Below are 23,979 nucleotides of genomic sequence, written 5' to 3' on the forward strand. Positions count from 1 at the left end.
CTGCCGGACCGGCGCCGCCCGGTGCCGATGCTGGCCGCGCACATGGCCGACCGCGCCGCGGCCGGGGGGCCCGGCCGGCACGACCTGACGCTCGACGCGGGCCTGCAGGCGCGGATCGAGGCGCTGGCGGCCCGGTGGCGCGCGGGCCGCGACGCACGGCTCGGGCTCGCCGTCGTGGTTGCGGACCACCGCAGCGGCGAGATCCTCGCCTCGGTCGGCGCCGCGGATTACGGCGATGCGGCCGCGCAGGGCTGGGTCGACATGACGCGCGCGCCGCGCTCTCCCGGATCGACGCTGAAGCCGCTCGTCTACGGGCTCGCCTTCGACCGGGGCCTCGCGCATCCGGAGACGCTGATCCGCGACACGCCCGTCAGCTTCGACGGCTACGCGCCGCAGAACTTCGACGGGCTGTTCCGCGGCGACGTGTCGGTGCGCGACGCGCTGCAGCACTCGCTCAACATCCCCGTGGTGCGGCTGACCGAGGCGCTGGGCCCGGCGCACGTGACCGATGCCATGGCCCGCGCGGGCGCGGACCCGGTGCTGCCGGGGGGCGCGGCGGGGCTGGCCGTCAGCCTCGGCGGTGTCGGCGTGACGCTCGAGGGTCTCGTGCAGCTCTACGCGGCCCTCGCGGAGGGGGGCACCGCGCGGCCGCTGCGCTGGCGGCGGGAGGGACGCGACGACGATGGCGGGCGGGCGGAACGCATCCTGTCGCCGCGCGCGGCCTGGCAGGTGGGCGACATCCTCGCCGGCCGCCCGCCGCCCGGCGGCGGCGCGCCGGGGCGGGTCGCGTGGAAGACCGGCACCTCCTACGGACACCGCGACGCGCTGGCGCTCGGCTGGGACGGGCGGCTCGTGGCGGGGGTCTGGATCGGCCGGCCGGACGGCACGCCGGTGCCCGGCGCCTTCGGCGGCGACCTCGCGGCGCCGCTTCTCTTCGAGGTGCTGGGGCTTGCCGCACCGCGCGCCACCCCCCTGCCGCCGCCGCCGTCCGACACGCTGATCGTTCCGAACGCGCGTCTGCCGCAGGCGCTGCGCCGCTTCGGGGGCGCGGCGGCCGAGGGCCCGGCCTTCGAGATCGTGTTCCCGCCCGACGGCGCGCGGCTCGGCGCGCTCGGCCGGGCGGCGGTGCCGCTCAAGCTCCGCGGCGGCACGCCGCCCTTCGCGGTGCTGGTGGACGGCGCGCCGGTCCTGACCGGGGAACGGCGCGCGGACCTGGCCGTTCCGGTCGCCCGGAGCGGCCCCGCGACCCTGTCGGTCATCGACGCCGCCGGCCGGTCGGAACGCGTGCGCGTCCGACTGGACTGAGCCGCGTCAGAGCGCCTCGAGCGCCACCGCGATGCCCTGGCCGCCGCCGATGCACATGGTCACGAGCGCCCGCCTGCCGCCCGTCCGCTCGAGCTCGTAGAGCGCCTTGACGCAGAGGATCGCGCCCGTCGCGCCGACCGGGTGGCCGAGCGCGATGGCGCCGCCGTTCGGGTTGACCCGCGCGGGGTCGAGGCCGAGCCCGCGGTTGACCGCGATCGCCTGCGCCGCGAAGGCCTCGTTCGATTCGATCACGTCGAAATCCGCCGCGGCGAGCCCGGTCCGGCCGAGCAGCGCCTCGACCGCCGGGATCGGACCGATGCCCATGACCTCGGGGCGCACGCCCGCATGGGCATAGCCGAGGATGCGCGCGCGCGGCTTCAGCCCCGCCCGTTCGGCGGCGCCGGCGCGCGCGAGCACCAGCGCCGCGGCGCCGTCGTTGATGCCGCTCGCATTGCCGGCGGTCACGGTCCCGTCCTGGCGGAACACGGGCTTCAGCGCGGCGAGCTTCTCGGCGGTCGTGTCCTTGGGGTGCTCGTCGGTGTCGAAGGCGACGGTGTCGCGCTTCACGCGTACCTCGACCGGCACGATCTGCCCGGCAAAGCGGCCCTCGGCGATGGCCGCGGCCGCGCGCTTCTGGCTCTCGAGCGCGAAGGCGTCCTGATCCGCGCGGCTGATCGCGTGCTCGTGCGACACGTTCTCGGCGGTCACGCCCATGTGGCCGGTGCCGAAGGGGCAGTTCAGCGCGCCGAGCATCATGTCGAGCGTGCGGATGTCGCCCATCTTGGCGCCCCAGCGCTGGTCGGGGACGATGTAGGGCGCGCGCGACATGGTCTCGGCGCCGCCGGCCAGCGCGAAGTCCGCGTCGCCCATGGCGAGCGCCTGCACCGCGGAGACCACCGCCTGCGCGCCCGAGCCGCAGAGCCGGTTGACGTTCATCGCGGGCGTCGTGTCGGGGATGCCCGCCTCCATCGCGGCGACGCGGCTCAGGTACATGTCGCGCGGCTCGGTGTTGATGACGTGGCCGAAGACCACGTGGCCCACCTGCGCGGCGCCGATGCCGGCCCGGTCGATGGCGGCACGGGCCGCCGCCGCCCCGAGCGCCGAGGGCGGCTTCCCGGCCAGCGCGCCCCCGAACGTGCCGATGGCGGTGCGCGCGCCGGAGAGAATAACGATGTCGTCCTGCATGGCCGGCCTCCCTGTGGTGTCGCCCGCAAGGTGGCGCAGGGCGCGGGCCGTGTCACCTCCCGACGTGGCGTTCGGGACGCGCGGGGCAGAGGGGCTCCTCCCCGTCCGGCCTGCCGGCCGGACTCCCCGGGATATTTTTGCCAAGAAGAAGCCCCCGGGGGGGCGTTCAGGGCAGCGCGCCGGTACCCGGGGCCCCGCGGGTGGGGAGCGTCGCGCCTTCGAGCACGCGCACCTCGCGCTGGGGGAAGGGGATCGAGATGCCGTGGTCCTTGAAGGCGTCCCAGAGCGCCAGGTAGACGTTGCCGCGGATGTTGGTGAGCCCGCCCGCGGGGTCGCGGATCCAGAAGCGCAGGATGTAGTCGACGGACGAGTCGCCGAAGCCCACGATGTGGCAGACCGGCGGGCGGTCGGCCAGCACGCGGCCCGTGCGGGCGGCGGCCTCGACGGCGATGCGGCGCACGAGGTGCGGGTCGTCCGCGTAGGCGGTGCCGAAGAAGATGTCGAGCCGCACGAAATCGTTGGAATGCGACCAGTTCACCACCTGACCGGTGATCAGGTCCTCGTTCGGGATCAGGTATTCCTTGCCGTCGCGCGTGGTGATCGAGACGTAGCGCGCGCCGAGCGCGTTGATCCAGCCGAAGGTGTCGCCGAGGGAGATCACGTCGCCGGGCTTGATCGACTTGTCGAGCAGGATGATGATCCCCGACACGAGGTTCGAGACGACCTTCTGCAGGCCGAAGCCGAGGCCCACGCCGATCGCGCCCGAGAGCACCGCGAGGCCGGTCAGGTCGACGCCCGCGAGCCGGAGCCCGAGGAAGAAGGCGCCGCCGTAGAACAGCATCTGCAGCACCTTGACCGCGAGCACCTGCATCGAGGGCGAGATCGCGTCGTTGCGCCGGATGCGCGCCGCGCTGGTCATGGCGAGGAAGCGCGCGACCGCGATCAGGAGCGTGAGCGTGATCGCCGCCTGCACCGCGAGCCACGCGGTCAGCCGCGTCTCGCCGAGGCTGAGCGACACGTTCTCGAGCACCTCCCGCGTCTCGTCGGTCAGCCCGACGATCGACAGCGTGACCCAGGTCCAGGCGCCGTAGCGCACCACCGACTGCAGGATCGGGTTGGTGATGAGCCGCGTCGCGACGGCGATGAAGAGCCAGGCGGTGGCGAGGCTCGCGACGATGGACAGGATGTAGGACCGCGAGGGCCAGGTGAACTCGCGCATGGTCCACACGACGAGCCAGGCGAGCGCCACGAAGAAGATCATGCGCAGTCGCCGGTGCAGCAGGACCAGCACGCGGATGCGCCATTTGGGCCAGCCCTCGCGCCCGCGGATCCAGTCGTGCGCGCGCGGCCGCGCCAGCGCCGCGAGCCCGTGGGCGAGCGCGAAGAGCGCGAGCGCGATGCCGACCTGGTAGGCGTTCCACGGGCGCAGGAGCGCCGCGAGGAAGAGCTGCGCCTGCGCGAGAAGGTCGAGGGCGATCGCCTGGAACTGCTGGAACGTCTCGGTCTCGGGGATCATCCTGCCACGCCGTCGCTGCCGTCGGGCGAGCGTGGCACCGCGCGCAGGCGCGCGCAAGCGCGCGGGTGGCCCCCGTTCCCGGCGGGCGCGTCCCTTGCGGGCGGGCCGCGAAGCCTGTATCTCATCCGGCCATGACGCGCGTCTTCGACATCTGCGACCGGACCCGCCTCCGGGAACGCTTCTTCGGCGCGAGCCACACGGTGCTCGCCCGCCGGTGATGCCCGCGTGGCCCGTCCAGCACTGCCGGCGCCCCGCTGCGCGCCGGACCCGCAACCAAGCCATACCTGCCAATTCTGCCAACGCGGAGAGGATCCATGTCCGGCAAGACGCTCTACGACAAGATCTGGGATGCCCACCTGGTGCACGAGGCCGAGGACGGCTCGAGCCTGCTCTACATCGACCGCCACCTCGTGCACGAGGTGACGAGCCCGCAGGCCTTCGAGGGCCTGCGGATGTCCGGCCGCAAGGTCCGCGCGCCCGAGAAGACCATCGCGGTGCCCGACCACAACGTGCCGACCGACGAGGGCCGCGCCAAGGGCATCGAGAACGAGGAAAGCCGCATCCAGGTCGAGGCGCTCGACACCAATGCGCGCGCCTTCGGCGTGCACTACTATCCGGTGTCCGACGTGCGCCAGGGGATCGTGCACATCATCGGGCCCGAGCAGGGCTGGACGCTGCCCGGCATGACCATCGTCTGCGGTGACAGCCACACCGCGACGCACGGCGCCTTCGGCGCGCTTGCCCACGGCATCGGCACGTCCGAGGTCGAGCACGTGCTGGCGACGCAGACGCTGATCCAGTCGAAGTCGAAGAACATGAAGGTCGAGATCACCGGCACGCTGCCGCCGGGGGTCACCGCCAAGGACATCACGCTGACGATCATCGGCCGCACCGGGACCGCCGGCGGCACGGGCTACGTGATCGAGTATTGCGGCGAGGCGATCCGCGCGCTGTCCATGGAAGGCCGCATGACCGTCTGCAACATGGCGATCGAGGGCGGCGCCCGGGCGGGCCTGATCGCGCCGGACGAGACGACCTTCGACTACGTGAAGGGCCGGCCCCACGCGCCGAAGGGCGCGCAGTGGGAGGCCGCGATGGCGTGGTGGAAGACGCTCTATTCCGACGACGACGCGCACTGGGACAAGGTCGTGACCATCGACGCCTCGGAGATCGCTCCGGTCGTCACCTGGGGCACCTCGCCCGAGGACGTGCTGCCGATCGACGCCGTGGTGCCCGACCCGGCGAGCTTTGCCGGCGGCAAGGTGTCGGCGGCGAAGCGGTCGCTCGACTACATGGGCCTCACCCCGGGCACGAAGCTCTCGGACATCGCCATCGACACGGTCTTCATCGGCTCGTGCACCAATGGCCGGATCGAGGACCTGCGCGAGGTCGCCCGCATCATGGAGGGCCGCCGCGTCAAGGAGGGCATCCGCGCCATGATCGTTCCGGGCTCCGGCCTCGTGCGCGCGCAGGCCGAGGAGGAGGGCATCGCCGACCAGCTGAAGGCGGCCGGGTTCGAATGGCGCATGGCGGGCTGCTCCATGTGCCTCGGGATGAACCCCGACCAGCTGAAGCCCGGCGAGCGCTGCGCATCGACCTCGAACCGCAACTTCGAGGGCCGCCAGGGCCGCGGCGGCCGCACGCATCTCATGTCGCCCGCCATGGCCGCCGCCGCCGCGATCACCGGCCGGCTGACCGACGTGCGGGACCTTGCATGAGCCACAGCTTCGAAGGTCGCTGCCCGGTCTGCGAGGCCGAGACGCGTTTCGAGAGCCCGGACGACTGGCTGCGCGACCATCTGCGCTGCGTCTCCTGCGGGTCGATCCCGCGCGAACGCGCCTTCGCGTGGTGCCTCGACCGGTACCGCCCGGGATGGCGCGACGAAGTCGTGCACGAATGCTCTCCGGGCGGCACGCGGCTGTCGGAGCGGCTGCGCACCGGCTGCCCCGATTATGTGGCCTCGCAGTACTGGCCCGATCGGGCGCCCGGTTCGGTACATGAGGGCGTGCGCTGCGAGAACCTCGAGAAGCTGACCTTCGAGGATCGGAGCGTTGACCTGCACTGCCATCTCGACGTGCTCGAGCATGTGAACAGCCCGGAAGCGTGCTTTGCCGAGATGGAGCGCACGCTGCGTCCGGGCGGTGCCATGCTGTTCACCACGCCCGTCTACGCCGAGATCGCCGAGACCGCCCGGACCGCCTACTACGACGACAAGGGCGTCTGCCACTTCCTCGGCGCCGCGGAGTATCACGGCAACCCGATCGACGACGCGGGTTCCCCGGTGACGTTCCACTACGGACGCAACCTCGCCTTTCTCGTCACGCTCTGGACCCGGTCGTGCCGGGTCCAGCAGATCGCCCTCTGCGCGCCCGATCTCGGGGTCGTCGGGGATTTCTGCGACGTCTTTCTCGTGGAGAAGGACGCCGCCTGACCGAAGGGGCTGCGGCGCGCGTGCCGCGTGCCCGACCGCATCGCGCCGGACACCCGCCGGCATGGAGAGACAGATGGACAAATTCGACACGCTCACCGGGATCGCGGCACCGCTGCCGCTGGTCAATGTCGACACCGACATGATCATCCCCAAGCAGTTCCTGAAGACGATCAAGCGCACCGGGCTCGGGGTGAACCTCTTCGACGAGATGCGCTATGACGACGACGGCAACGAGAACCCCGACTTCGTGCTGAACCAGCCGGGATACCGCGAGGCGGAGATTCTCGTCGCGGGCGAGAATTTCGGCTGCGGGTCAAGCCGCGAGCACGCGCCGTGGGCGATCAAGGATTTCGGCATCCGTTGCGTGATCGCGCCGAGCTTTGCCGACATCTTCTTCAACAATTGCTTCAAGAACGGCATCCTGCCCATCGCGCTGCCGCAGGAGCAGGTCGACCTGCTGATGAAGGACGCGGAGAAGGGGCAGAACGCCCGCATGACCGTCGACCTCGAGGCGCAGACGGTGACGACCTCGGACGGCGAGGTGATCCGGTTCGACATCGACCCGTTCCGCAAGCACTGCCTGCTGAACGGGCTCGACGACATCGCGCTCACGCTGGAGAAGGCGCCCGCCATCGACGCGTTCGAGGCCCAAGCGGCGCAGGCGCGACCCTGGGTGTGACGGCTGGGCCATGCAGGCCCTGGCACATATCGGCGGCCGCGGCGCGACAGGCGTTGCGGCCGTTTCGCTTTCGGACACAACATGTTGACGTCGCGCGGAAAAATGCCGCTTTTCGGGCGCGGAATTGATGCAATCCGGCATCAGCGTTCCGCGATATCGCCGCATTCCGCCGCCAACGTGGCATCGCAGTTGAGGTGAAACGGCGATCGGGGCAGAATTTTGTCAAATTCGGGGCAGTCCGTCACATTCGGCGGTGCGCGTTTGGAACAAGGATTCGGCATCGCATCGGGTCCGTCCGGACCGAGAGGATGAAGCAGTGATCCACCGCATCGCCGGCGCGACCGTGCGCGCGTTCCTGATGGCATGGCTGGTGGCACTGCCGGCGCTCGTCCTTCCCGACGTGGCGCCGGACATCGCGCAGATCGTGGCGCTCCTCTCGATGCTGGCGGCGCTCCTGACCTTCGTGGAGTATTTCGGGAACGCGCCGAGCGTGATCGAGTTCCGCTCGGCCCCGCCGTTCAACCGCCTGCGCTACATGGCGCTCCTGCTCACGCTCCTGTCGCTGACGGTGCTCGTGCGCCATCCGGTCGAGCCCTCGCTCCTTGGCGGCGCGCTGAGCGGGCTCGGCTACCAGGTCGGGCTCGCGATGGATTTCCCGTTCTCGCCGGTGCGGCTGATCCTGCTCGCGCTGCCAGAGGACGCGGATGGCGCGCAGGTCGCGCTGATGCGCTCGGTGGCGGGCATGGCCTACGTGATCTCGATGGTCACGGTGATGTTCTTCGTGACCATCATCCGGATGATGAACTGGCCGGTGCGCAGGCAGCCCTTCAACGTCTGGACCAACCTGCCGCTCTTCGACCCGACCGCGGGCGGCGACGTGCTCGCGCGGCTCAAGCGCGATGGCCACGTTAACATGGCGTTGGGATTTCTTCTGCCATTCATGATCCCGGCGGCGATCCGGCTGGCGCATGCGCTGGGCGGGGTGCTGCCGCTCGACGCGTCGCTGACGCTTGTATGGACGATGACGGCATGGGCCTTCCTTCCGGCCAGCCTGGTGATGCGCGGCGTCGCTCTGTTGCGCATCGCCAACCTCATCGAGGAGAAGCGTCGCCGCGCCTACGCGCGGTCGGAGGCGCTGCACGCCGTCTGATCGCCGTTTTCGCGGCCGTTGCCTGCCTGGCCGTACCGGCCGCGGCGGACCGCCTGCGCATCGCGACATGGCACGCGGCGCTCACGCGGGACGGACCGGGCCTCCTGCTGCGGGACCTCCTCGCGGCGGAGGATGCCGACCTCGCCGCCATCGTCGCGGGTCTCGCCGGTTCCGGGGCGGACATCCTCGTGCTGACCGACATCGACTACGACGCGGGCGGCGCGGCGCTGGCGGCGCTCGCCGCAAGGATGGGTGCGCTCGGCGCCGACTATCCCCACCACTTCGCCGCGCGGCCCAATACCGGGCTCGGGACCGGCCGGGACGTGGACGGCGACGGCCGGCGCGGCGGGCCGCGGGACGCGCAGGGCTACGGAACCTATGCGGGCGAGGGCGGGATGGCGGTGCTGTCGCGGCTGCCCGTCGACGCGGAGGCCGTGCGCGACCTCTCGGGCCTGCTCTGGCGAGACCTGCCGGGCAGCCTGATCGCCGCCGACGACCCGGCGCGCGACGTGCAGCGCCTGTCCTCCTCGGGACACTGGATCGTGCCGGTCGCGGTGCCGGACGGAACGCGGCTCGACCTCCTCGTCTGGCACGCGACGCCGCCGGTCTTCGACGGGCCCGAGGACCGCAACGGCCGGCGCAACGCCGACGAGACGCGGCTCTGGCAGCACGTGCTCGACGGCGCGCTGGGGCCGCCGCCGACCGCTTCCTTCGTGCTGACCGGCAACGCGAACCTCGATCCCGACCGGGGCGAGGGGCGGCACGAGGCGATCCGCGCGCTCCTGTCCGACCCGCGTCTCGCCGATCCGCTCGCGGGCGGCGCAAGCGTCGACTGGACGCGGCTCGGGCTCGGTCCGATGCGGGTGAGCTACCTCCTGCCGTCGTCCGGACTGCGCGTCGTGGCCGCGGGAACGGCCGCCCGGGACCCCGCCGCGGGAGACCACCGCCTGCTCTGGATCGAGGTCGAGACGGGCCCGCCGGACGCTCCCTGAGGCGCGCTTCCCGCGGGGGCAACTTTCTTGACGCCACCGGTCGCTTTGCGTAGCGGTTCCGCGATATTCCAGTGCCCGAAGGACCCCCCGCATGACCAACCCCTCGCTTCTCATCCTGCCCGGTGACGGGATCGGCCCCGAGGTCATGGCCGAGGTGCGGCGCATCATCGACTGGTTCGGCGACCGGCTCGGGCTGACCTTCGACGTGAGCGAGGACCTCGTGGGCGGTGCCGCCTACGACGCCCACGGCACGCCGCTCACCGATGCCACCATGTCCCGCGCGCAGGAAGTGGACGCGGTGCTGCTCGGCGCCGTCGGCGGGCCGAAATACGACGTGCTCGACTTTTCGGTGAAGCCCGAGCGCGGCCTCCTGCGCCTGCGCAAGGAGATGGACCTCTTCGCCAACCTGCGGCCCGCGCAGTGCTTCGACGCGCTGGCGGACTTCTCGTCGCTCAAGCGCGACGTGGTGGCGGGGCTCGACATCATGATCGTGCGCGAACTCACCTCGGGCGTCTATTTCGGCGAGCCCCGCGGCATCATCGAGGAAGGCAACGAGCGCGTCGGCATCAACACCCAGCGCTACACCGAGAGCGAGATCGACCGCGTTGCCTGCGCGGCCTTCGAGCTGGCGATGAAGCGGGGCCGCAAGCTCTGCTCGATGGAGAAGGCCAACGTGATGGAATCGGGCGTGCTCTGGCGCGAGGTCGTGACGCGCGTCGGCGCCGACTATCCCGATGTCGAGCTGAGCCACATGTACGCCGACGCGGGCGCCATGCAGCTGACCCGCTGGCCCAAGCAGTTTGACGTCATCGTGACCGACAACCTCTTCGGCGACCTGCTGTCCGACCTCGCCGCGATGCTGACGGGCAGCCTCGGCATGTTGCCCTCCGCGAGCCTCGGCGCCCCCATGGCGAACGGCCGGCCCAAGGCGCTCTACGAACCGGTGCACGGCTCGGCACCGGATATCGCGGGGCAGGGCAAGGCGAACCCAATCGCCTGCATCCTGAGCTTCGCCATGGCGCTGCGCTACAGCTTCGACATGGGCGACGAGGCGACCCGCGTCGAGAAGGCGGTCGAGCGCGTGCTGGCGGACGGCCACCGCACCGCCGATCTGCTGGGCGAGGAAGGCCGCGCGCCTCTCTCCACCTCCGAGATGGGCGACGCGGTGATCGCGGCGCTCGACGCGAGCCTCTGACGCATCCGGTCCCGCGCGCCCCGTCCGGGGGCGCGGGACCGACACGGCGCGTGGCGGCGCGACCCCGCCGCCGCCCCTTGCCCGCCCCGGCGTGCGCGGTCTAGGACGGGGTGATCCCCCAGACCGGTTGCGGACACGCCATGGCCCCGAACGCAAAAGCCGCCCTCATCGCGCTTGCCGCCTTCGGGCTCTTCGCGACGCACGACGTGATCGTGAAACGGCTCGGCGCCGACTTCTCGACGTTCCAGATCCTGTTCTTCAGCGTGCTCTTCGGCTTCCCGCTGGTGACGCTCACGCTGATCCGCGACACCGATCCCGGCCACCTGCGCCCTGTCCACCCGTGGTGGACGGCGACGCGCACAATAGCGGCGGTGGTCACCGGGGGCTCGGCCTTCTACGCGTTCTCGGTGCTGCCGCTGGCGCAGACCTACGCGATCCTCTTCGCCGCGCCGCTTCTCATCACGCTCCTGTCGATCCCGATCCTCGGCGAACCCGTGCGGCTCCGGCGCTGGGTCGCGGTGATCGTGGGGCTCTGCGGCGTTCTGGTGGTGCTGAGGCCCGGCGCGACCGAGCTCGAACTCGGCCACCTCGCGGCGCTCGTCGCGGCGTCGGGCAGCGCCGTCACCTCGATCATCGTGCGCAAGATCGGCCAGGACGAGCGCAGCGTGGTGCTGGTGCTCTACCCGATGCTCGCGAACTTCCTCGTGATGGGCGCGCTCCTGCCCTTCGTGTTCCGGCCCGTGGGGCTCGAGGCGCTGGCGCTCAACGGCGCCATCGCGGTCCTGGGCTTCGCCGGCGCGATGCTGGTCGTCGCCGCCTACAAGACCGGCGAGGCGGTCGTGGTCGCGCCGATGCAGTACTCGCAGATCATCTGGGCGACGGGCTACGGCATCCTCTTCTTCGACGAGGTGCCGGACGTGGCGACGCTGGTCGGGGCTTCGATCATCATCGCGAGCGGCCTCTACATCGTCTACCGCGAGAGCCGCGCGGACTCGTCCTCGCGTCCTGTGCTCAAGAACCGCACCCGCATGGACACCGCCACGCAGCCCCGGATCAGCGCGTTGCTGCGGGCGATGAAAAACGATCGCGAAGGCCCCCGGTGACCTCTTGTCAAAGCCGCCGCGCTGGGCTATCCCGCCCGCCACGGTCGGAGTGTAGCTCAGCCTGGTAGAGCACTGTCTTCGGGAGGCAGGGGTCGTAGGTTCGAATCCTGCCACTCCGACCAGTAACGCAAGGGCCCCTTCCGGGGCCCTTCGTCGTTTCCGGAACCCGCCATCCTCGACGGCGCCTGTGCCGCCTCAGCCCGCGGGCACCGCGGCACGTCGGCGGGCGGGCGTCGCGATCATCGCGCCGGCGAGGATCAGCGGCGCGGCGATCAGGAAGGCGCCGCCGGGCAGTTCCGCGAAGAACAGCGCGCCCGCGGCCGCGGCCCAGAGCACCGAGAGGTACTCGAAGGGCGCGAGCGCCGCGGCTTCGGCATGGCGGAAGGACAGGGTCATCAGGATGTGGGCGACGCCGCCCGCAAGACCCGCGCCGAGGAGCAGCGCGAGCTGGCCCGGATCGGGGGCCATCCAGCCCAGCGGCAGCGTCAGGAGCCCCGCGACGGCCGACACCACGGCGAACCAGAAGGCGATCGCGCCAGCGCGTTCACCGGCGAGCGTGAGCCGCCGCACCTGGATCAGCGCGCCTGCCGTCAGGACCGCCGTCAGGAGCCCCATGGCGACGCCCGGCGTCGCGCCGGTCGTGAGGCCGCCGGTCATCGCGGGCAGGCAGTAGGCGGTCCCGCCGGCGATGCCGAGGACCACGCCGCCGATCCGCTTGAGCCCCAGCCGTTCGCCGAGCAGCGCCCAGCCCAGCACCGCAAGGAGGACCGGCGCGAGGTAGGACAGCATCGTCGCCTCGGCGAGCGGCAGGAGCCGGATCGTCGCGAAGGAGGTGAACATCGCCGTGGCCCCCATGAGGCAGCGCGCGATATGGCCGAAGGGCCGGTGCGTGGCGAGCCCGCCCGGCCAGTCGCCCGTCCACCACAGGAACAGCGCGAGCGGCACCAGCGCCACCGCCGAGCGGAAGAAGATCACCTGCCCGAGCGGCACCTCGTTCCCGAGGCCCTTGATGCAGGTGACCATCACCGCGAAGGCCAGCGTCGAGCCGATGCGCAGGGTGATCCCGAGGGGCTCGCCCCCAGTGGGGAACCGCGGAAAGGAGCTGGCCTGCATGCGTGTGGTGTCCCTTACCCGGCCTTGAAGCGGATGTGCGGCTGTCCGGGCCGGGAGGACGGGCCGACTTCCGCCTCGACGCGGAAGATGTCGCGCAGCAGCGCCTCGGTCAGGACCGCCTCCGGCGTGCCCGAGGCCGCGACCGCCCCGTTTCGCAGCACGACGATCCGGTCGCAGAACATCGCGGCGAGGTTCAGGTCGTGCAGGGCGACGACGCTGGTCAGGTCCAGGTCCCGGACCATGCGCAGGATCTCGATCTGGTGGTGGATGTCGAGGTGGTTCGTGGGCTCGTCGAGAAACATCACCCGCGGCGCCTGCGCCAGCGCGCGGGCGATGTGGACCCGCTGGCGCTCGCCCCCGGACAGGGTCTGCCATGCCTGCGCGCGGTGCCCCGCCATGTCGACGCGGTCGAGCGCCGCGGCGACGGCCGTCTCGTCCTCTGCCGACCAGCCCGACAGCGCCGAGCGGTGCGGTGTCCGTCCGAGCCGCACCACGTCGCGCACCGACACGTTGGTGTCCGTCGCGGCGCTCTGCTGCACGAAGGCGACCTGCCGCGCCAGCGTGCGCCGCGGGACGGACGCGATGTCCTGCCCGCCGATCTCGACACGGCCCGAGAGCGGCCGCCGCAGCCCGGCGAGAAGCCGCAGGAGTGACGACTTGCCCGAGCCGTTCGGCCCGATGAGGCCCAGCGTCTCGCCCTCCTGCACGTCGAGCGAGACGTCCGAGACGATGGTCCGGCGGCGGACGCCCCAGACCAGGTTGCGGGCCGCGATCCTCATGTCTGCGGCCGCGCGCGGTAGAGGATGATCGCGAAGAACGGAACGCCGACCAGCGCGGTGACGACGCCGATGGGGATGGTCTGCTGCGCCACGACCACCCGGCTCGCGATGTCGGCGAGCACCATGAAGATGGCGCCCACCGCCGCGCAGGCGGGGATCAGGCGCAGGTGCATCGGCCCCACCACGTAGCGCGCCGCGTGCGGCACCACGAGGCCGACGAAGCCGATCGCGCCCACCATGCTGACGATGGTCGCGGTCACGAGCGCCGTGACGCCGAAGAGGATCAGGCGGATGCGCGCCACCGGCACGCCGAGCGCCGCCGCGTCCTCGTCGCCGAAGGTGAAGGCGTCGAGCGACCGCGCCATCCAGAGGCAGATCGCGAGTCCGAGGACCACCACGCCGATCAGCAGCTGGAAGTCCGGCCAGCGCACGCCGCCGAAGCTGCCGAGCAGCCAGAACATCACGTCGCGCGCCTGCTGGGCGTTGCCGGAGGTGGTGACGATGTAGGAGGTGATCGCGTTGAAGAGCTGCGAGGCGGCGACGCCCGCGAGGATGGTGTGGTTCGGTCCGCTCGTCGCCCCGTTCGACAGGAGCGCCACCAGCGCGAAGGCCGCGAAGGCGCCGGCGAAGGCACCCATGGACAGCGACAGCCCGCCCGCGCCGATGCCCAGCACGATCACGCAGACCGCGCCCGTGGATGCGCCCGCCGACACGCCGAGGACGAAGGGCTCGGCCAGCGGGTTGCGCAGGAGCGCCTGCAGGATCGTGCCGCAGAGCGCGAGGCCCGCCCCCGCGAGCGCCGCGACCAGCGCCCGGCTGAGCCGCAGGTCCCAGACCACGCTCTGTTCGATGGGCGGAATGTCGGCGCCGGTCAGGCCGAGCCCGTTCGTGACCGCGAGGAAGACCGTGCCGAGCCCGATCGCGAAGTCGCCGATCGCGGTCGCCACGGCGACCGCGAAGGCGAGCACGACCACCGCCGCGCCCAGAAGCAGGAGGAGCCGCCCCGTCCCGCCCTCGGCAGGGTCCGCCGTGCTCACGGCAGGTCGAGCGCCTCGAGCTGGCGGGCCACCTCCTCGGCGCCGTAGAGGGTGCGGATGCTCGGGTTCATCGCCGCGCCGCTCATGACCACGATGCGGCCGTTCCGCACCGCGTCCATGCGGCTGACCGTCGGGTCGCTTTCGAGGAAGGCGATCTTGGCATCCGCGTTGTCGAGCTCCCAGCGGTCGCGGTCGACCTGCGCCACGACGAAGACCGTCGGATCGGCGGCCATGATGCCTTCCCACCCGAGCGTCGGCCAGTCGGACTGCGTCTGCACCGCGTTCGATCCGCCGAGGATGTCCGCGATGTAGCCCGAAGGGCCGTTGCCGCCGCCGAGATAGGCGTCGTCGGCGGGCGAGGGGCTCGAGAACCAGAAGAGGAAGGTCAGGTCCTCGGCGTCTCCGAAGGTGTCGCGCAGCGCCGCCTCGCGCGCCTCGAAGTCCGCGATCAGCGCCTCGCCGCGCTCGGAGACGTCGAAGATCCGCGCGAGGTCCGCGATCTCCTTGTAGAGGAGGTCCATGGTCCAGAGCGCGTCGCGGTTGCCATAGGCGTCCTCGCCGGTCAGCGTCGTCGCGCAGGCGCTGGGCGACAGGTAGGTCGGGATGCCGAGCGCCTCGAAATCGTCGCGCTTGGCGACCTTGCTGTCGGGGCCCATCAGCGTGACCAGCATGGCGGGCACGAAATCCGGGCGCTTCGACAGGATCGATTCGAGGGTCGGGAACTCGACGGTCAGCACCTCCACCGCACCGTTCGCCGCCGCGACCTCGGGCAGCACGTCGTTCGGCCAGAACGCGGTGGCGGCCATGCGGTCCTCGAGACCGAGCAGCAGCAGGATCTCGGCGCTGTTCTGCCCCAGCGCCACGGCGCGTTCGGGCGCCTTGTCGAAGGTGACCTCCTGCCCGCAATTCTCGATGGTGAGGAGATACTGCGTCTGCCCGGCCTGGGCGGTGGTGCAGAGGGTCGCCGCGGCAATGCCGCCGAGCGCCGAGAGGCTCATGATCCGCATGGGGTCCGTCCAATTCCGACAAAAAACGTCGGCGACTCCGTAGGCGCGTCCCGCGGGAACATCAAGGGTGTTCCCGCGGCCCTCAGCCGAGCCACACGTCGAGGAACAGCATCAGGACCAGCCCGATCGACAAGCCGAAGGTCGCCTTCTTCTGGTGACCGCTGCGATGGGTCTCGGGGATGATCTCGTGGCTGATGACGTAGAGCATGGCACCCGCGGCAAAGGCGAGGCCCCAGGGCAGGAGCGGCTCGGCCAGGGCGACGACGCCCGCGCCGAGGACGCCGCCCACGGGTTCCACCAGGCCGGTCAGTGCCGCGACGCCCCAGGCGCGGAGGCGCGGATAGCCCTCGCCGAGAAGCGCCACGGCCACCGCCAGCCCCTCGGGAATGTTCTGCAGCCCGATCCCGAGCGCGAGCGGCATGCCGCCCGAGACGCCGTCCGCGCCGAATCCCACGCCCACCGCCAGTCCCTCGGGGAAGTTGTGGATCGCGATGGCAAAGACGAAGAGCCACACGCGCCGAAGCGACGCCGCCTCGGGCCCCTCGCGCCCCGTGCGGAAATGCTCGTGCGGCAGGCGTTCGTTCAGCATCGCCACCGCGCCCATGCCGAGCAGGATCGCGATGCAGACGATCGCCGCCGGGGCCGCGTCGCTGGCCAGCCGCGCCTCGGCCGCGTCGAGCGCCGGGATGATGAGCGAGAAGAACGAGGCGGCCAGCATGACGCCCGCCGCGAAGCCGAGCGACAGGTCGCGGGTCGCCCGCGACGGCACCCGTCCGAACAGGACGGGCACGGCGCCGAACGCGGTCAGCGCGCCGGCGGCAAGGCTTCCGAGGAAGCCGAGCATGACGGGGGAAAGCGTGTCCAAGCGGGGCCTGTCCTGCTGTGCGTCCGGTCCGGATCAGGCGTCGTAGCCTGGCGCCGCGGTCTCGAGCCGCCGCAGCATCGCGTCCCATTCGGGGTTGCGCCCGCTCTCGTGGATGCGGTCGTTCGCGTGCTCGTACTGCCGCGCGGTGTGCTCGGCCACGTCGTCGGGCAGCACGACCGGCGTCAGCCCCATCCCGAGCGCGGCGATCTGCGCCCGGCAGGACCGCTCGAGGTTCATCATCGAGATCACCGCCTCGGCCACGCTGCGCCCGAGCACGAGGACCCCGTGGTTGCGCAGGAACATCACGTTCCGCGCGCCCAGATCCGCGACGAGGCGCGCGCGTTCGTCGAGGTCGAGCGCGATGCCCTCGTAGTCGTGGAACGCCACGCGGTCGTGGAACTGCGCCGACCACTGGTTGAGCGACAAGAGCCCCTCGCGCACCGACGACACGGCGACGCCTGCCACGGTGTGGGTGTGCAGCACGCAGACCGCATCGTGGCGGGCCATGTGCACCGCGGAATGGATGGTGAAGCCCGCGGCGTTCACGCCCGCGCCATGGGGGTCGTCGAGCACAGCGCCGCTCTCGTCCACGGTCACGAGGTTCGCTGCCGTCACCTCGTCGAAGCGCAGGCCGTAGGGGTTCAGCAGGAACCGTTTCTGCCCGTCCGGTCCGTCGGGCAGCCGCGCCGAGATGTGGGTGAAGATGGAATCGTCCATCCCCTCGAGCGCAATCAGGCGGTAGGCGGCCGCGAGGTCGCGGCGCAGTCGGGCGATGGGCAGGTCGCGGGTGCCGTCGGGCATGGGCAGGGGATCCTCGGATGGCGTTTTTCCGCGGCCAGCATCGGGACGGGCGCCGGGCTGTCAAGGTAATTGTCGACAATCGACATCCGGGGCGATATGGCTGGCACTCTCCGCACCCTTGTCCGGACGGCCCATGCACGACCCCGATCCCGCCTTCGGCCCGCTTGCCCGCGACGGTCTCGTCGACCGGGTCGCCGGGCTCATGGCCGAGGCCATCGTCGCGGGGCGCGTGCTGCCGGGGGCGCGGCTGTCCGAATCGACCATCGCGCGCGATCTCGGCGTGTCCCGCGCGCCGGTGCGCGAGGCGGCGCGGCTGCTCGAGAACTCGGGCCTCGTGCGCTACCGCCCGAACCGCGGCTTCTTTGTCCGCACGCTCTCCTCGGCCGCGCTGGACAATCTCTACGAGTTCCGCATCGTGATCGAATCCGCGGCCATCGCGCGACTCGTCGCGCGGGGCGACGTGGAGGCGCTGCTGCCGCGGCTCGACGCACAGATCGCCGAACTTTACCGGGTCGCCGAGGCGGGGGACGACATGCTACGTCAGGTGGAGGCCGACATGGCCTTTCACAGGCTCATCTGCGAGGGCTCGGGCAATCCGCGGTACCTGGCCGCCTTCGACCAGATCGCCAACGAGACCAAGCTCGGCCTCATGCTGATCGGGCGGCTCTACGACTCGCCCCGCCGCATGGCCGGGTCGCACGTGCCGATCCGCGCCGCCATCGCCGCGCGCGACGCGCAGGGCGCGACGGCGGCCATCGAGGATCACATCGGGAGCGCGCGGCACATGGTGACCGAACGGTTCCGCAGTCTGGAGGAAGGCCACCCCGCATGAAGTGCTACTACGCCCCCGAGACCGCATCGCACGACCCGCAGTTCCGGCTGACCCACGGCGCGCTCATGCGCAATGCCGAACAGGCCGAACGCGCGACGCTGCTGCTCGAGGGGCTCGACCGCCTGGACCTCGCCGCCGAGAGCCCGCCCGTCGCCCCGCGCGAGGCGCTGCTTGCCGTGCACACCGAACGCTTCCTCGCCTTCCTCGAGACCGCTTGGGAGGAGTGGCAGAAGCTGCCCGGCGCCGGTCCCGAGGTCGTGCCGAACGCCTTCGCGCAGCACGCGTGGGCGGCCTATCCGCCCTCGGTCGTGGCGCGCGCGGGCTGGCACATGGGCGACACCTCGGCGCCCCTGGGCCGCGGCAGCTGGCAGGCCACGTGCCGCGCGGCCGACTGCGCCGTGGCCGCGGCCGATGCCGTGGCGGGCGGTGCGCGCTTCGCCTACGCGCTCTGCCGGCCGCCCGGGCACCACACTTCGGCCGAGACCGCGGCGGGCCATTGCCTGATGAACGTCTCGGCGATCGCCGCGGCACGCCTGCGCGCCACCCATGGCCGCGTCGCCGTGCTCGACATCGACGTGCACCACGGCAACGGCACGCAGGCGATCTTCTACGACCGCCCCGACGTGCTGACCGTGTCGATCCACACCGACCCGTCGCACTACTATCCCTTCTTCGTGGGCTACGAGCACGAGACCGGCACCGGTCCCGGCGCCGGCTTCAACGTCAACATGCCGCTGCCCAGGACCACCGGCGACGACGCGTGGTGCGCCGCGATCGAGGCGGCGCTCGCCCGCATCGCGGATTTCGCGCCTGGCGCGCTGGTCCTGAGCCTCGGGCTCGACGCGCACGAGAACGATCCGCTGAAGGGCATGAAGGTGACCTTCGACGGCTTCGCCCGCGCCGGACGGATGATCGCCGCCGCCGGCTACCCCACCGTGTTCGTGCAGGAGGGCGGCTACCTGTCGCCCGACCTCGCCACGTCGCTCGCATCCTTCTTCGGCGGAGCGCTCGACCGCGCGCCCCGCGCCCCCACAGGAGCCTGATCCATGAACAAGCTGTCGAATTCGCTGGCGGCCGCGGACATCGCGCACAGCGTGCACCCCTACACCAACATGCGCCTGCATGAGGAACAGGGGCCGATGATCATCACGCGCGGCGACGGCGTGCATGTCTACGACGACCAGGGCAAGGAATACATCGAGGGCCTGTCGGGCCTCTGGTCTGTGGCCGTGGGCTTCTCCGACACCCGGCTCAAGGACGCCGCGATGCGCCAGATGGAGGCGCTGCCCTACTACCATTCCTTCGCGCACAAGGCGCACGAGCCGTCGATCCGCCTGGCCGAGAAGCTGGCCGAGATGACGCCCGAGGGCCTGAACCGCATCTTCTTCACCAATTCGGGGTCCGAGGCGAACGACACCGTGGTCAAGATGGTGTGGTTCATGAACAACGCCCTCGGCCGGCCCGAGAAGAAGAAGTTCCTCGCCCGCAACAAGGGCTATCACGGCATCACCGTGGCCTCGGGGTCGCTGACCGGGCTGCCCGCGAACCATGGCGACTTCGACCTGCCGGCGATCCCGGTCCGGCACCTGACCTGCCCCCACCACTGGCGCTGGGGCCACGAGGGCGAGAGCGAGGCGGAGTTCACCGCGCGCCTGCTGAAGGAGGCCGAGGACGTGATCCTCGAGGAGGGCCCCGAGACCATCGCCGCCTTCATCGGCGAGCCGGTCATGGGGGCGGGCGGCGTCATGGTCCCGCCCGAGGGCTACTGGCCGGGCATCGCCGCGCTCTGCCGGAAATACGACATCCTCCTGGTCTCCGACGAGGTCATCAACGGCTTCGGCCGCCTCGGCACGCCCTTCGGCTGCCAGAAATACGGCTTCGTGCCGGACATCATGGTGATGTCCAAGCAGCTGACCTCGTCCTACATGCCGCTTGCCGCGATCGCGCTCAACGACCGCGTCTATGACGCCATCGCCGACAATTCCGCCAAGCTCGGCACGTTCGGGCACGGCTTCACCGGGTCGGGCCATCCGGTGGCCTGCGCCGTCGGCCTCGAGAACCTTCGGATCATCGAGGAGGACGACCTCATGGGCAACGCCGCCCGTCTCGAGGAGCGCTTCCAGTCCGGGCTGCGCCGCTTCGCCGATCACCCGCTCGTGGGCGAGGTGCGCGGCGTGGGCCTGATCGCGGGGCTCGAGCTCGTGGCCGACAAGGCCACGCGGCAGAGCTTCCAGCCCGCCGGCAAGATCGCCGCGACGGTCGCCAAGATGGCCGCCGAGGAGGGCCTGATCTGCCGCAACGTCTACGAGACCGTGGCGCTCTGCCCGCCGCTCATCGTGACCGAGGCGCAGGTCGACCAGATCATCGACCGGCTCGGCCGGGCGCTCGATCGCGGCTGGGCCTGGGTGCAGGACACCGGGTTCGGCACCACCGCCTGATTGCTGGCGGGGATGCGCGCGCGGGATCCCGCGCGCGCATCCCTATCCCCGGAGCGCGCGCCAGAGCCCGGTGAGCGCGTCGCCGATGTCGCCGAGCCGCGCCACCAGGTGCTCGGGCGCAAGCCCCGCGCCGTCGCCCGCCGCCGCGCGGTCGAGCCGCCGCAACATCCGCCAGAGCCGCCGCCGGTGCATCCCCGTCCAGAGTTGCACCGGGTCCGCGACGAGCCCGGCAAAGGTCGTGACGACCGACCCGATCATCGCCAGGCTGAAACCGATCGCGACCACCTCGAACGGCGAGAGCCGCGCAGGGAACACGCCGTACCAGGCGCGGCCCAGCGTCTGGCCCGCCCAGAAGCCCTGCACCGCCTGCGCGCGCGCCAGTTCCTCGGCCACCGGGCCGGTCAGCGACACGACGCCCGGCGTGGCCGTGCCGAAGACCCAGAACCCGGTCAGCACCACGACGAGCGAGGTGGTGATCTCGGACACCGCGCCGCGCACGCCGGCATAGTCGGCGATCGCGCGGTCGAGCATGTCCGGCGCCGCCCGGGGCGCCAACCCCGCCGCGGCCAGCGCGTCGAGGAAAGTGCCGAGCCGCACGCGCAGCCGCCGCGCCACCGCGGTCTCGAGGAAGATGCGTCGCGTCATCAGCCACCCCGCCGCGCGGCGCATCCGCAGCAGCCCGAGCACGAGCGCGACGAGCCGCGTCAGCAGGAAGACCGGCGACAGCGCCACGTTCACCGGCGCGCGCAACAGGTCGAGCCCGAGCGCCGCGCGGTGCAGCGAAAGCGTGCCCCGCGGCCCGTAGGTGTCCCGCACGAAGCGGACGACCGCCGCCCGCCGCGCCGCGAGCGTGGCGTCGTCAGGACCGGGCCAGTCGTCGGAGTTCTGCACGTGCGGGGACCCTCGGGGCGTCTCTGCCCGTCAGGTAGGCGCTGCGGGTCGCCGCTGCAACGCTCCTCTGCGGTGCGGGCGGGGGTGGCGGAGACCGGCCGCGATCCGCCGGTCCGGGTCGGGAATACCCGACCGCGGGGAATAGGGGCGGGGCGGCGGACGTAACCCCGGCATCACGGACCCTAAGGAGACCCTCCGATGAAACCGATGCTGCCCCAGTCGTTCCAGACCAGCGCGCTGAGCGAGGTCTGTGTGCCGACCGCCGCCGGCCGGCTGAGCGCGCGCGTGATCCGGCCCGCCATCGTGACCGCCGCACGGCCCCTGATCGTGCTGCACGGCATCTCGCGCAATGCCGAGCGGCTGGCCGAGCTGTTCCGCCCCGAGGCGGAACGCAGCGGGCGCCTGATCGTCGTGCCGCATTTCGACGCGGCGCGCTGGACGCATTTCCAGCGGCCCTGCCGCGCCGCGCGCCCCGACCAGGCGCTGATCGGCCTCATCGAGCATCTCGCCGCCGCGCATCCCGAGCTTGACGGGGCGGTCGATCTCTTCGGCCATTCGGGCGGGGCGCAGCTCGCCCACCGCACGGCGATGCTCTATCCGCAGCGCTTCGGCACGCTGCACCTCGCCGCCGCGGGCTGGTACTGCCTGCCCGACACGCGCATGCCCTATCCCTACGGCCTCGGGACCCGCGCGACCGACCCGGCCGCCGCCGCCTGGCTGCGCCGCAAGCGCGCGACGCTCGCAGCCTATCTCGGGCGCGAGACGCATATCTACGTGGGCACCGACGACACCGCGCGCGACCCCGCCCTGCGCAAGACCCGGCCGCTCGACCGGGTGCAGGGCCGCACCCGGCGCGACCGCGCGCATGCCTACCGCGCGGCGTTCGAGGACGCGGCGCGCGCCGCGGGCATCACCCCGCGCGTCACGCTCACCGAGCTTCCGGGCTGCGCCCACGACGTCGAACAGGCGATCGCGACCGCGGGCCTCGCCGCCCGCGTCGTGCGCGGCCGCGACAGCTGATCCCCAGACCCTTCCATTGATGGAGCCCCTCATGATCCCCCGACACACCGACACCGTGCCCGCCGACGCCAAGTGGACCTTCGCGACCCGCCGGGTGCCGCGCGACGCCGTCACGGGCCTTGCTCCCGACGTGGCGGCTGCACAAGCAGGCGATCTCGTCCTCGCCCACGTGGCCGAGATCGGCCAGCACCGCCGCGTGCAGCTGCCCTCGGGCCGGCCGTCGGAGATCTATCCCGGCGACGCGATCGTGCTGGCCTGCGGCGCCCGCTACGCCCCGGACCAGTTCGAGGGCCTGGCCGAGATCGACCCAGCCGGCGCCGACCTCCTGGCCGGCGGCGGCTGCATCGGGCGCATGGTGTCCCGCAACGAGCGCGTCCGCCCGGCGACGCGGCTGATCCCGGCCGCGCGGCTCCTCGGCGCGGACGGCGGGGCGCTCAACTTGCGCGACTTTGCCCTGCCGGCGCGGCCCGATGCGGGGACCCTGCCGGTGATCGCGGTCCTCGGCACCGCGATGAATTCCGGCAAGACGCTCGCCACCGCGCAGACCGCGCTCGGCCTGCGCCGCGCCGGCTGGCGGGTGGCGGCGCTCAAGGGCACCGGCACCGGGGCCTTCGGCGACTACAACGAATACAGCGACACCGGTGCGCACGTGGTCGCGGACTTCACCGATGCGGGCATGGTCACGACCTACCGCGAGCCGCTCGACCGCGTGCGCGCGGGCATCGAGAGCCTTCTCGGCCATGCCGCCGCACAGGGCTGCGACATCGCCGTGATCGAGATCGCGGATGGCCTGTTCCAGCGCGAGACGGCGCAGATCATCGCGGATCCGTGGTTCCGCGGCCGCATCTCGGGTCTCGTCTTCGCCTGCGGGGACGCGGTCGCGGCGGCGGGCGGCGTGGCGGAACTCGCCCGCCACGGGCTCCGGCCGGACGCCATCACCGGCATGGTCAGCTGCTCGCCCATGGCGTCCGCCGAGGCCGAGACCGCGACCGGCATCCCGGTCCTGCGGAAATCCGACCTTGCGGACCCGGCCGAGGCCAATGCCATGGCGCTGCGCGCCGGCGCGCGCTGGCCGAGGGCCGCGTGATGGCCCTGCCGGGACTGCTGGCGCACGGCCGCGGGCGGGTCCTCGCCCGCGTCTGCGCGCTGACGCTGGTGCAGGGCGCGGCGGCGGCCGCGGCCGCACTCGCGACCCGCGGCCTCTTCGAGGCGCTGGGCGAGGGCGCGGCGCTGCCGCTGCCGCTCCTCGCCGGGCTCGCCGTGTCCGGCGCGGTGATCGCCTGGGCCCGGGTCGCCGCCCGCGTGGCGGGCGAGCGGCTGGGGCAGGCCTATGCCCGCGACATGCGCCTCGCGCTGTTCGATCGCGCGGCGGGCATGGCGGCGAGCGACGTCGCGCGCCGGCGGCAGGGCTACATGAGCCTGCGCTTCGTGGGCGACATGACCGCCTTCCGCAACTGGCTGGGCCTCGGCCTGCCACGCCTCGTGGCGGGCGCAGTGCTCATTCCCTGCGCGCTCCTGACACTCTGGGTGCTGGACCCGGCCTTTGCGGCCCGGGTGGTGCCGCTCGCGGTCCTGTCGCTCGGCGTCCTCGCGCTGGGCGGCCTGAGGCTCGTGCCGCTGCACCGCCGGCTGCGCGCCCG

At 71.9% G+C, this 23,979-nt stretch carries 23 protein-coding genes and 1 tRNA gene; 15 read left to right on the forward strand and 9 right to left on the reverse strand.

Translation table 11 applies throughout. The annotated features are described in order from the left end of the window. A partial coding sequence (locus tag RISW2_RS20650; protein WP_043774633.1) for a penicillin-binding transpeptidase domain-containing protein occupies positions 1 to 1,305 on the forward strand: 1,305 nt, incomplete at its 5' end. 6 nt (positions 1,306 to 1,311) lie between these two features. Here the strand turns inward: RISW2_RS20650 and bktB are convergent. Together bktB and RISW2_RS20660 are read right to left on the reverse strand one after the other, a co-directional pair. Then, a complete protein-coding gene (gene bktB / locus RISW2_RS20655) occupies positions 1,312 to 2,490 on the reverse strand; it encodes a beta-ketothiolase BktB (RefSeq protein WP_043774634.1) in 1,179 nt (392 codons plus the stop codon). A gap of 166 nt (positions 2,491 to 2,656) precedes the next feature. After that, a complete protein-coding gene (locus tag RISW2_RS20660) occupies positions 2,657 to 4,006 on the reverse strand; it encodes a mechanosensitive ion channel family protein (protein WP_043774635.1) in 1,350 nt (449 codons plus the stop codon). Positions 4,007 to 4,320: 314 nt separating this feature from the next. Here RISW2_RS20660 and leuC point away from each other — a divergent pair, with 314 nt between their 5' ends. From leuC to RISW2_RS20700, 8 genes are all read left to right on the forward strand, one after another. Beyond that, entirely contained in the window at positions 4,321 to 5,724 is a 1,404-nt protein-coding gene (gene leuC / locus RISW2_RS20665) for a 3-isopropylmalate dehydratase large subunit (protein WP_043774636.1), read from the forward strand. Next, positions 5,721 to 6,437: a methyltransferase domain-containing protein gene (locus RISW2_RS20670; RefSeq protein WP_043774637.1), complete on the forward strand. Its 717-nt coding sequence runs from the start codon at positions 5,721 to 5,723 to the stop codon at positions 6,435 to 6,437. Before leuC ends, RISW2_RS20670 begins: the two co-directional genes overlap by 4 nt. A gap of 73 nt (positions 6,438 to 6,510) precedes the next feature. Beyond that, a complete protein-coding gene (gene leuD, locus RISW2_RS20675; RefSeq protein ID WP_043774638.1) occupies positions 6,511 to 7,116 on the forward strand; it encodes a 3-isopropylmalate dehydratase small subunit in 606 nt (201 codons plus the stop codon). A 316-nt stretch (positions 7,117 to 7,432) separates the two neighbouring features. Then, entirely contained in the window at positions 7,433 to 8,266 is an 834-nt protein-coding gene (locus RISW2_RS20680; protein WP_043774639.1) for a hypothetical protein, read from the forward strand. Between the two features lie 59 nt (positions 8,267 to 8,325). Then, positions 8,326 to 9,258, forward strand: coding sequence for an endonuclease/exonuclease/phosphatase family protein (locus RISW2_RS20685; protein ID WP_341872022.1), 933 nt, complete (start codon positions 8,326 to 8,328; stop codon positions 9,256 to 9,258). A gap of 91 nt (positions 9,259 to 9,349) precedes the next feature. Further along, positions 9,350 to 10,453, forward strand: a complete 1,104-nt coding sequence (gene leuB, locus RISW2_RS20690; RefSeq protein WP_043774640.1) for a 3-isopropylmalate dehydrogenase — start codon at positions 9,350 to 9,352, stop codon at positions 10,451 to 10,453. A gap of 140 nt (positions 10,454 to 10,593) precedes the next feature. Next, positions 10,594 to 11,556 (forward strand): DMT family transporter, encoded by a 963-nt coding sequence (locus RISW2_RS20695; protein ID WP_043774641.1) that lies wholly within the window; start codon positions 10,594 to 10,596, stop codon positions 11,554 to 11,556. A gap of 45 nt (positions 11,557 to 11,601) precedes the next feature. After that, a tRNA-Pro gene (locus tag RISW2_RS20700) sits at positions 11,602 to 11,678 on the forward strand. A 73-nt stretch (positions 11,679 to 11,751) separates the two neighbouring features. Here the strand turns inward: RISW2_RS20700 and RISW2_RS20705 are convergent. From RISW2_RS20705 to RISW2_RS20730, 6 genes are all read right to left on the reverse strand, one after another. Next, positions 11,752 to 12,669: a DMT family transporter gene (locus RISW2_RS20705; protein ID WP_051492216.1), complete on the reverse strand. Its 918-nt coding sequence runs from the start codon at positions 12,667 to 12,669 to the stop codon at positions 11,752 to 11,754. Between the two features lie 14 nt (positions 12,670 to 12,683). After that, positions 12,684 to 13,448, reverse strand: coding sequence for an ABC transporter ATP-binding protein (locus tag RISW2_RS20710; RefSeq protein WP_043774642.1), 765 nt, complete (start codon positions 13,446 to 13,448; stop codon positions 12,684 to 12,686). Beyond that, the gene (locus RISW2_RS20715; protein ID WP_043774643.1) at positions 13,445 to 14,485 is read right to left on the reverse strand and encodes a FecCD family ABC transporter permease; all 1,041 of its coding nucleotides are present in this window, start codon (positions 14,483 to 14,485) and stop codon (positions 13,445 to 13,447) included. The genes RISW2_RS20710 and RISW2_RS20715 overlap by 4 nt, the downstream gene beginning before the upstream one ends. Next, the gene (locus tag RISW2_RS20720) at positions 14,482 to 15,492 is read right to left on the reverse strand and encodes an ABC transporter substrate-binding protein (protein ID WP_043774644.1); all 1,011 of its coding nucleotides are present in this window, start codon (positions 15,490 to 15,492) and stop codon (positions 14,482 to 14,484) included. The genes RISW2_RS20715 and RISW2_RS20720 overlap by 4 nt, the downstream gene beginning before the upstream one ends. An 82-nt stretch (positions 15,493 to 15,574) precedes the next feature. After that, on the reverse strand, positions 15,575 to 16,357 hold the full coding sequence (locus RISW2_RS20725; RefSeq protein WP_043774645.1) for a ZIP family metal transporter: 783 nt from the start codon (positions 16,355 to 16,357) through the stop codon (positions 15,575 to 15,577). A gap of 33 nt (positions 16,358 to 16,390) precedes the next feature. Then, entirely contained in the window at positions 16,391 to 17,158 is a 768-nt protein-coding gene (locus RISW2_RS20730; RefSeq protein ID WP_051492217.1) for a class II aldolase/adducin family protein, read from the reverse strand. A gap of 133 nt (positions 17,159 to 17,291) precedes the next feature. On the opposite strand from RISW2_RS20730, the gene RISW2_RS20735 reads away from it, so the two are divergent. From RISW2_RS20735 to RISW2_RS20745, 3 genes are read left to right on the forward strand one after another with little or no spacing between them, the layout of a single operon-like run. Continuing rightward, positions 17,292 to 17,990, forward strand: coding sequence for a GntR family transcriptional regulator (locus RISW2_RS20735; RefSeq protein WP_043774646.1), 699 nt, complete (start codon positions 17,292 to 17,294; stop codon positions 17,988 to 17,990). Further along, positions 17,987 to 19,033, forward strand: a complete 1,047-nt coding sequence (locus RISW2_RS20740; protein WP_043774647.1) for a histone deacetylase family protein — start codon at positions 17,987 to 17,989, stop codon at positions 19,031 to 19,033. The genes RISW2_RS20735 and RISW2_RS20740 overlap by 4 nt, the downstream gene beginning before the upstream one ends. Positions 19,034 to 19,036: 3 nt before the next feature. Further along, positions 19,037 to 20,428, forward strand: coding sequence for an aspartate aminotransferase family protein (locus tag RISW2_RS20745; protein WP_051492218.1), 1,392 nt, complete (start codon positions 19,037 to 19,039; stop codon positions 20,426 to 20,428). Positions 20,429 to 20,470: 42 nt separating this feature from the next. On the opposite strand, the gene RISW2_RS20750 is transcribed toward RISW2_RS20745, so the two are convergent. Beyond that, the gene (locus RISW2_RS20750; RefSeq protein ID WP_244437701.1) at positions 20,471 to 21,319 is read right to left on the reverse strand and encodes a DUF6635 family protein; all 849 of its coding nucleotides are present in this window, start codon (positions 21,317 to 21,319) and stop codon (positions 20,471 to 20,473) included. Positions 21,320 to 21,517: 198 nt separating this feature from the next. Here RISW2_RS20750 and RISW2_RS20755 point away from each other — a divergent pair, with 198 nt between their 5' ends. The 3 genes from RISW2_RS20755 to RISW2_RS20765 all read left to right on the forward strand — a co-directional run. Next, positions 21,518 to 22,339: an alpha/beta fold hydrolase gene (locus tag RISW2_RS20755; protein ID WP_043774650.1), complete on the forward strand. Its 822-nt coding sequence runs from the start codon at positions 21,518 to 21,520 to the stop codon at positions 22,337 to 22,339. A 31-nt stretch (positions 22,340 to 22,370) separates the two neighbouring features. Continuing rightward, on the forward strand, positions 22,371 to 23,426 hold the full coding sequence (locus RISW2_RS20760; protein ID WP_051492219.1) for a P-loop NTPase family protein: 1,056 nt from the start codon (positions 22,371 to 22,373) through the stop codon (positions 23,424 to 23,426). Continuing rightward, positions 23,426 to 23,979 (forward strand): hypothetical protein (locus tag RISW2_RS20765; protein WP_043774651.1); only part of this gene is annotated, 554 nt, incomplete at its 3' end. The genes RISW2_RS20760 and RISW2_RS20765, both read left to right, overlap by 1 nt.

Source organism: Roseivivax isoporae LMG 25204 (genome assembly GCF_000521865.1).
In the GTDB taxonomy this organism is placed as follows: Bacteria; Pseudomonadota; Alphaproteobacteria; order Rhodobacterales; family Rhodobacteraceae; genus Roseivivax; species Roseivivax isoporae.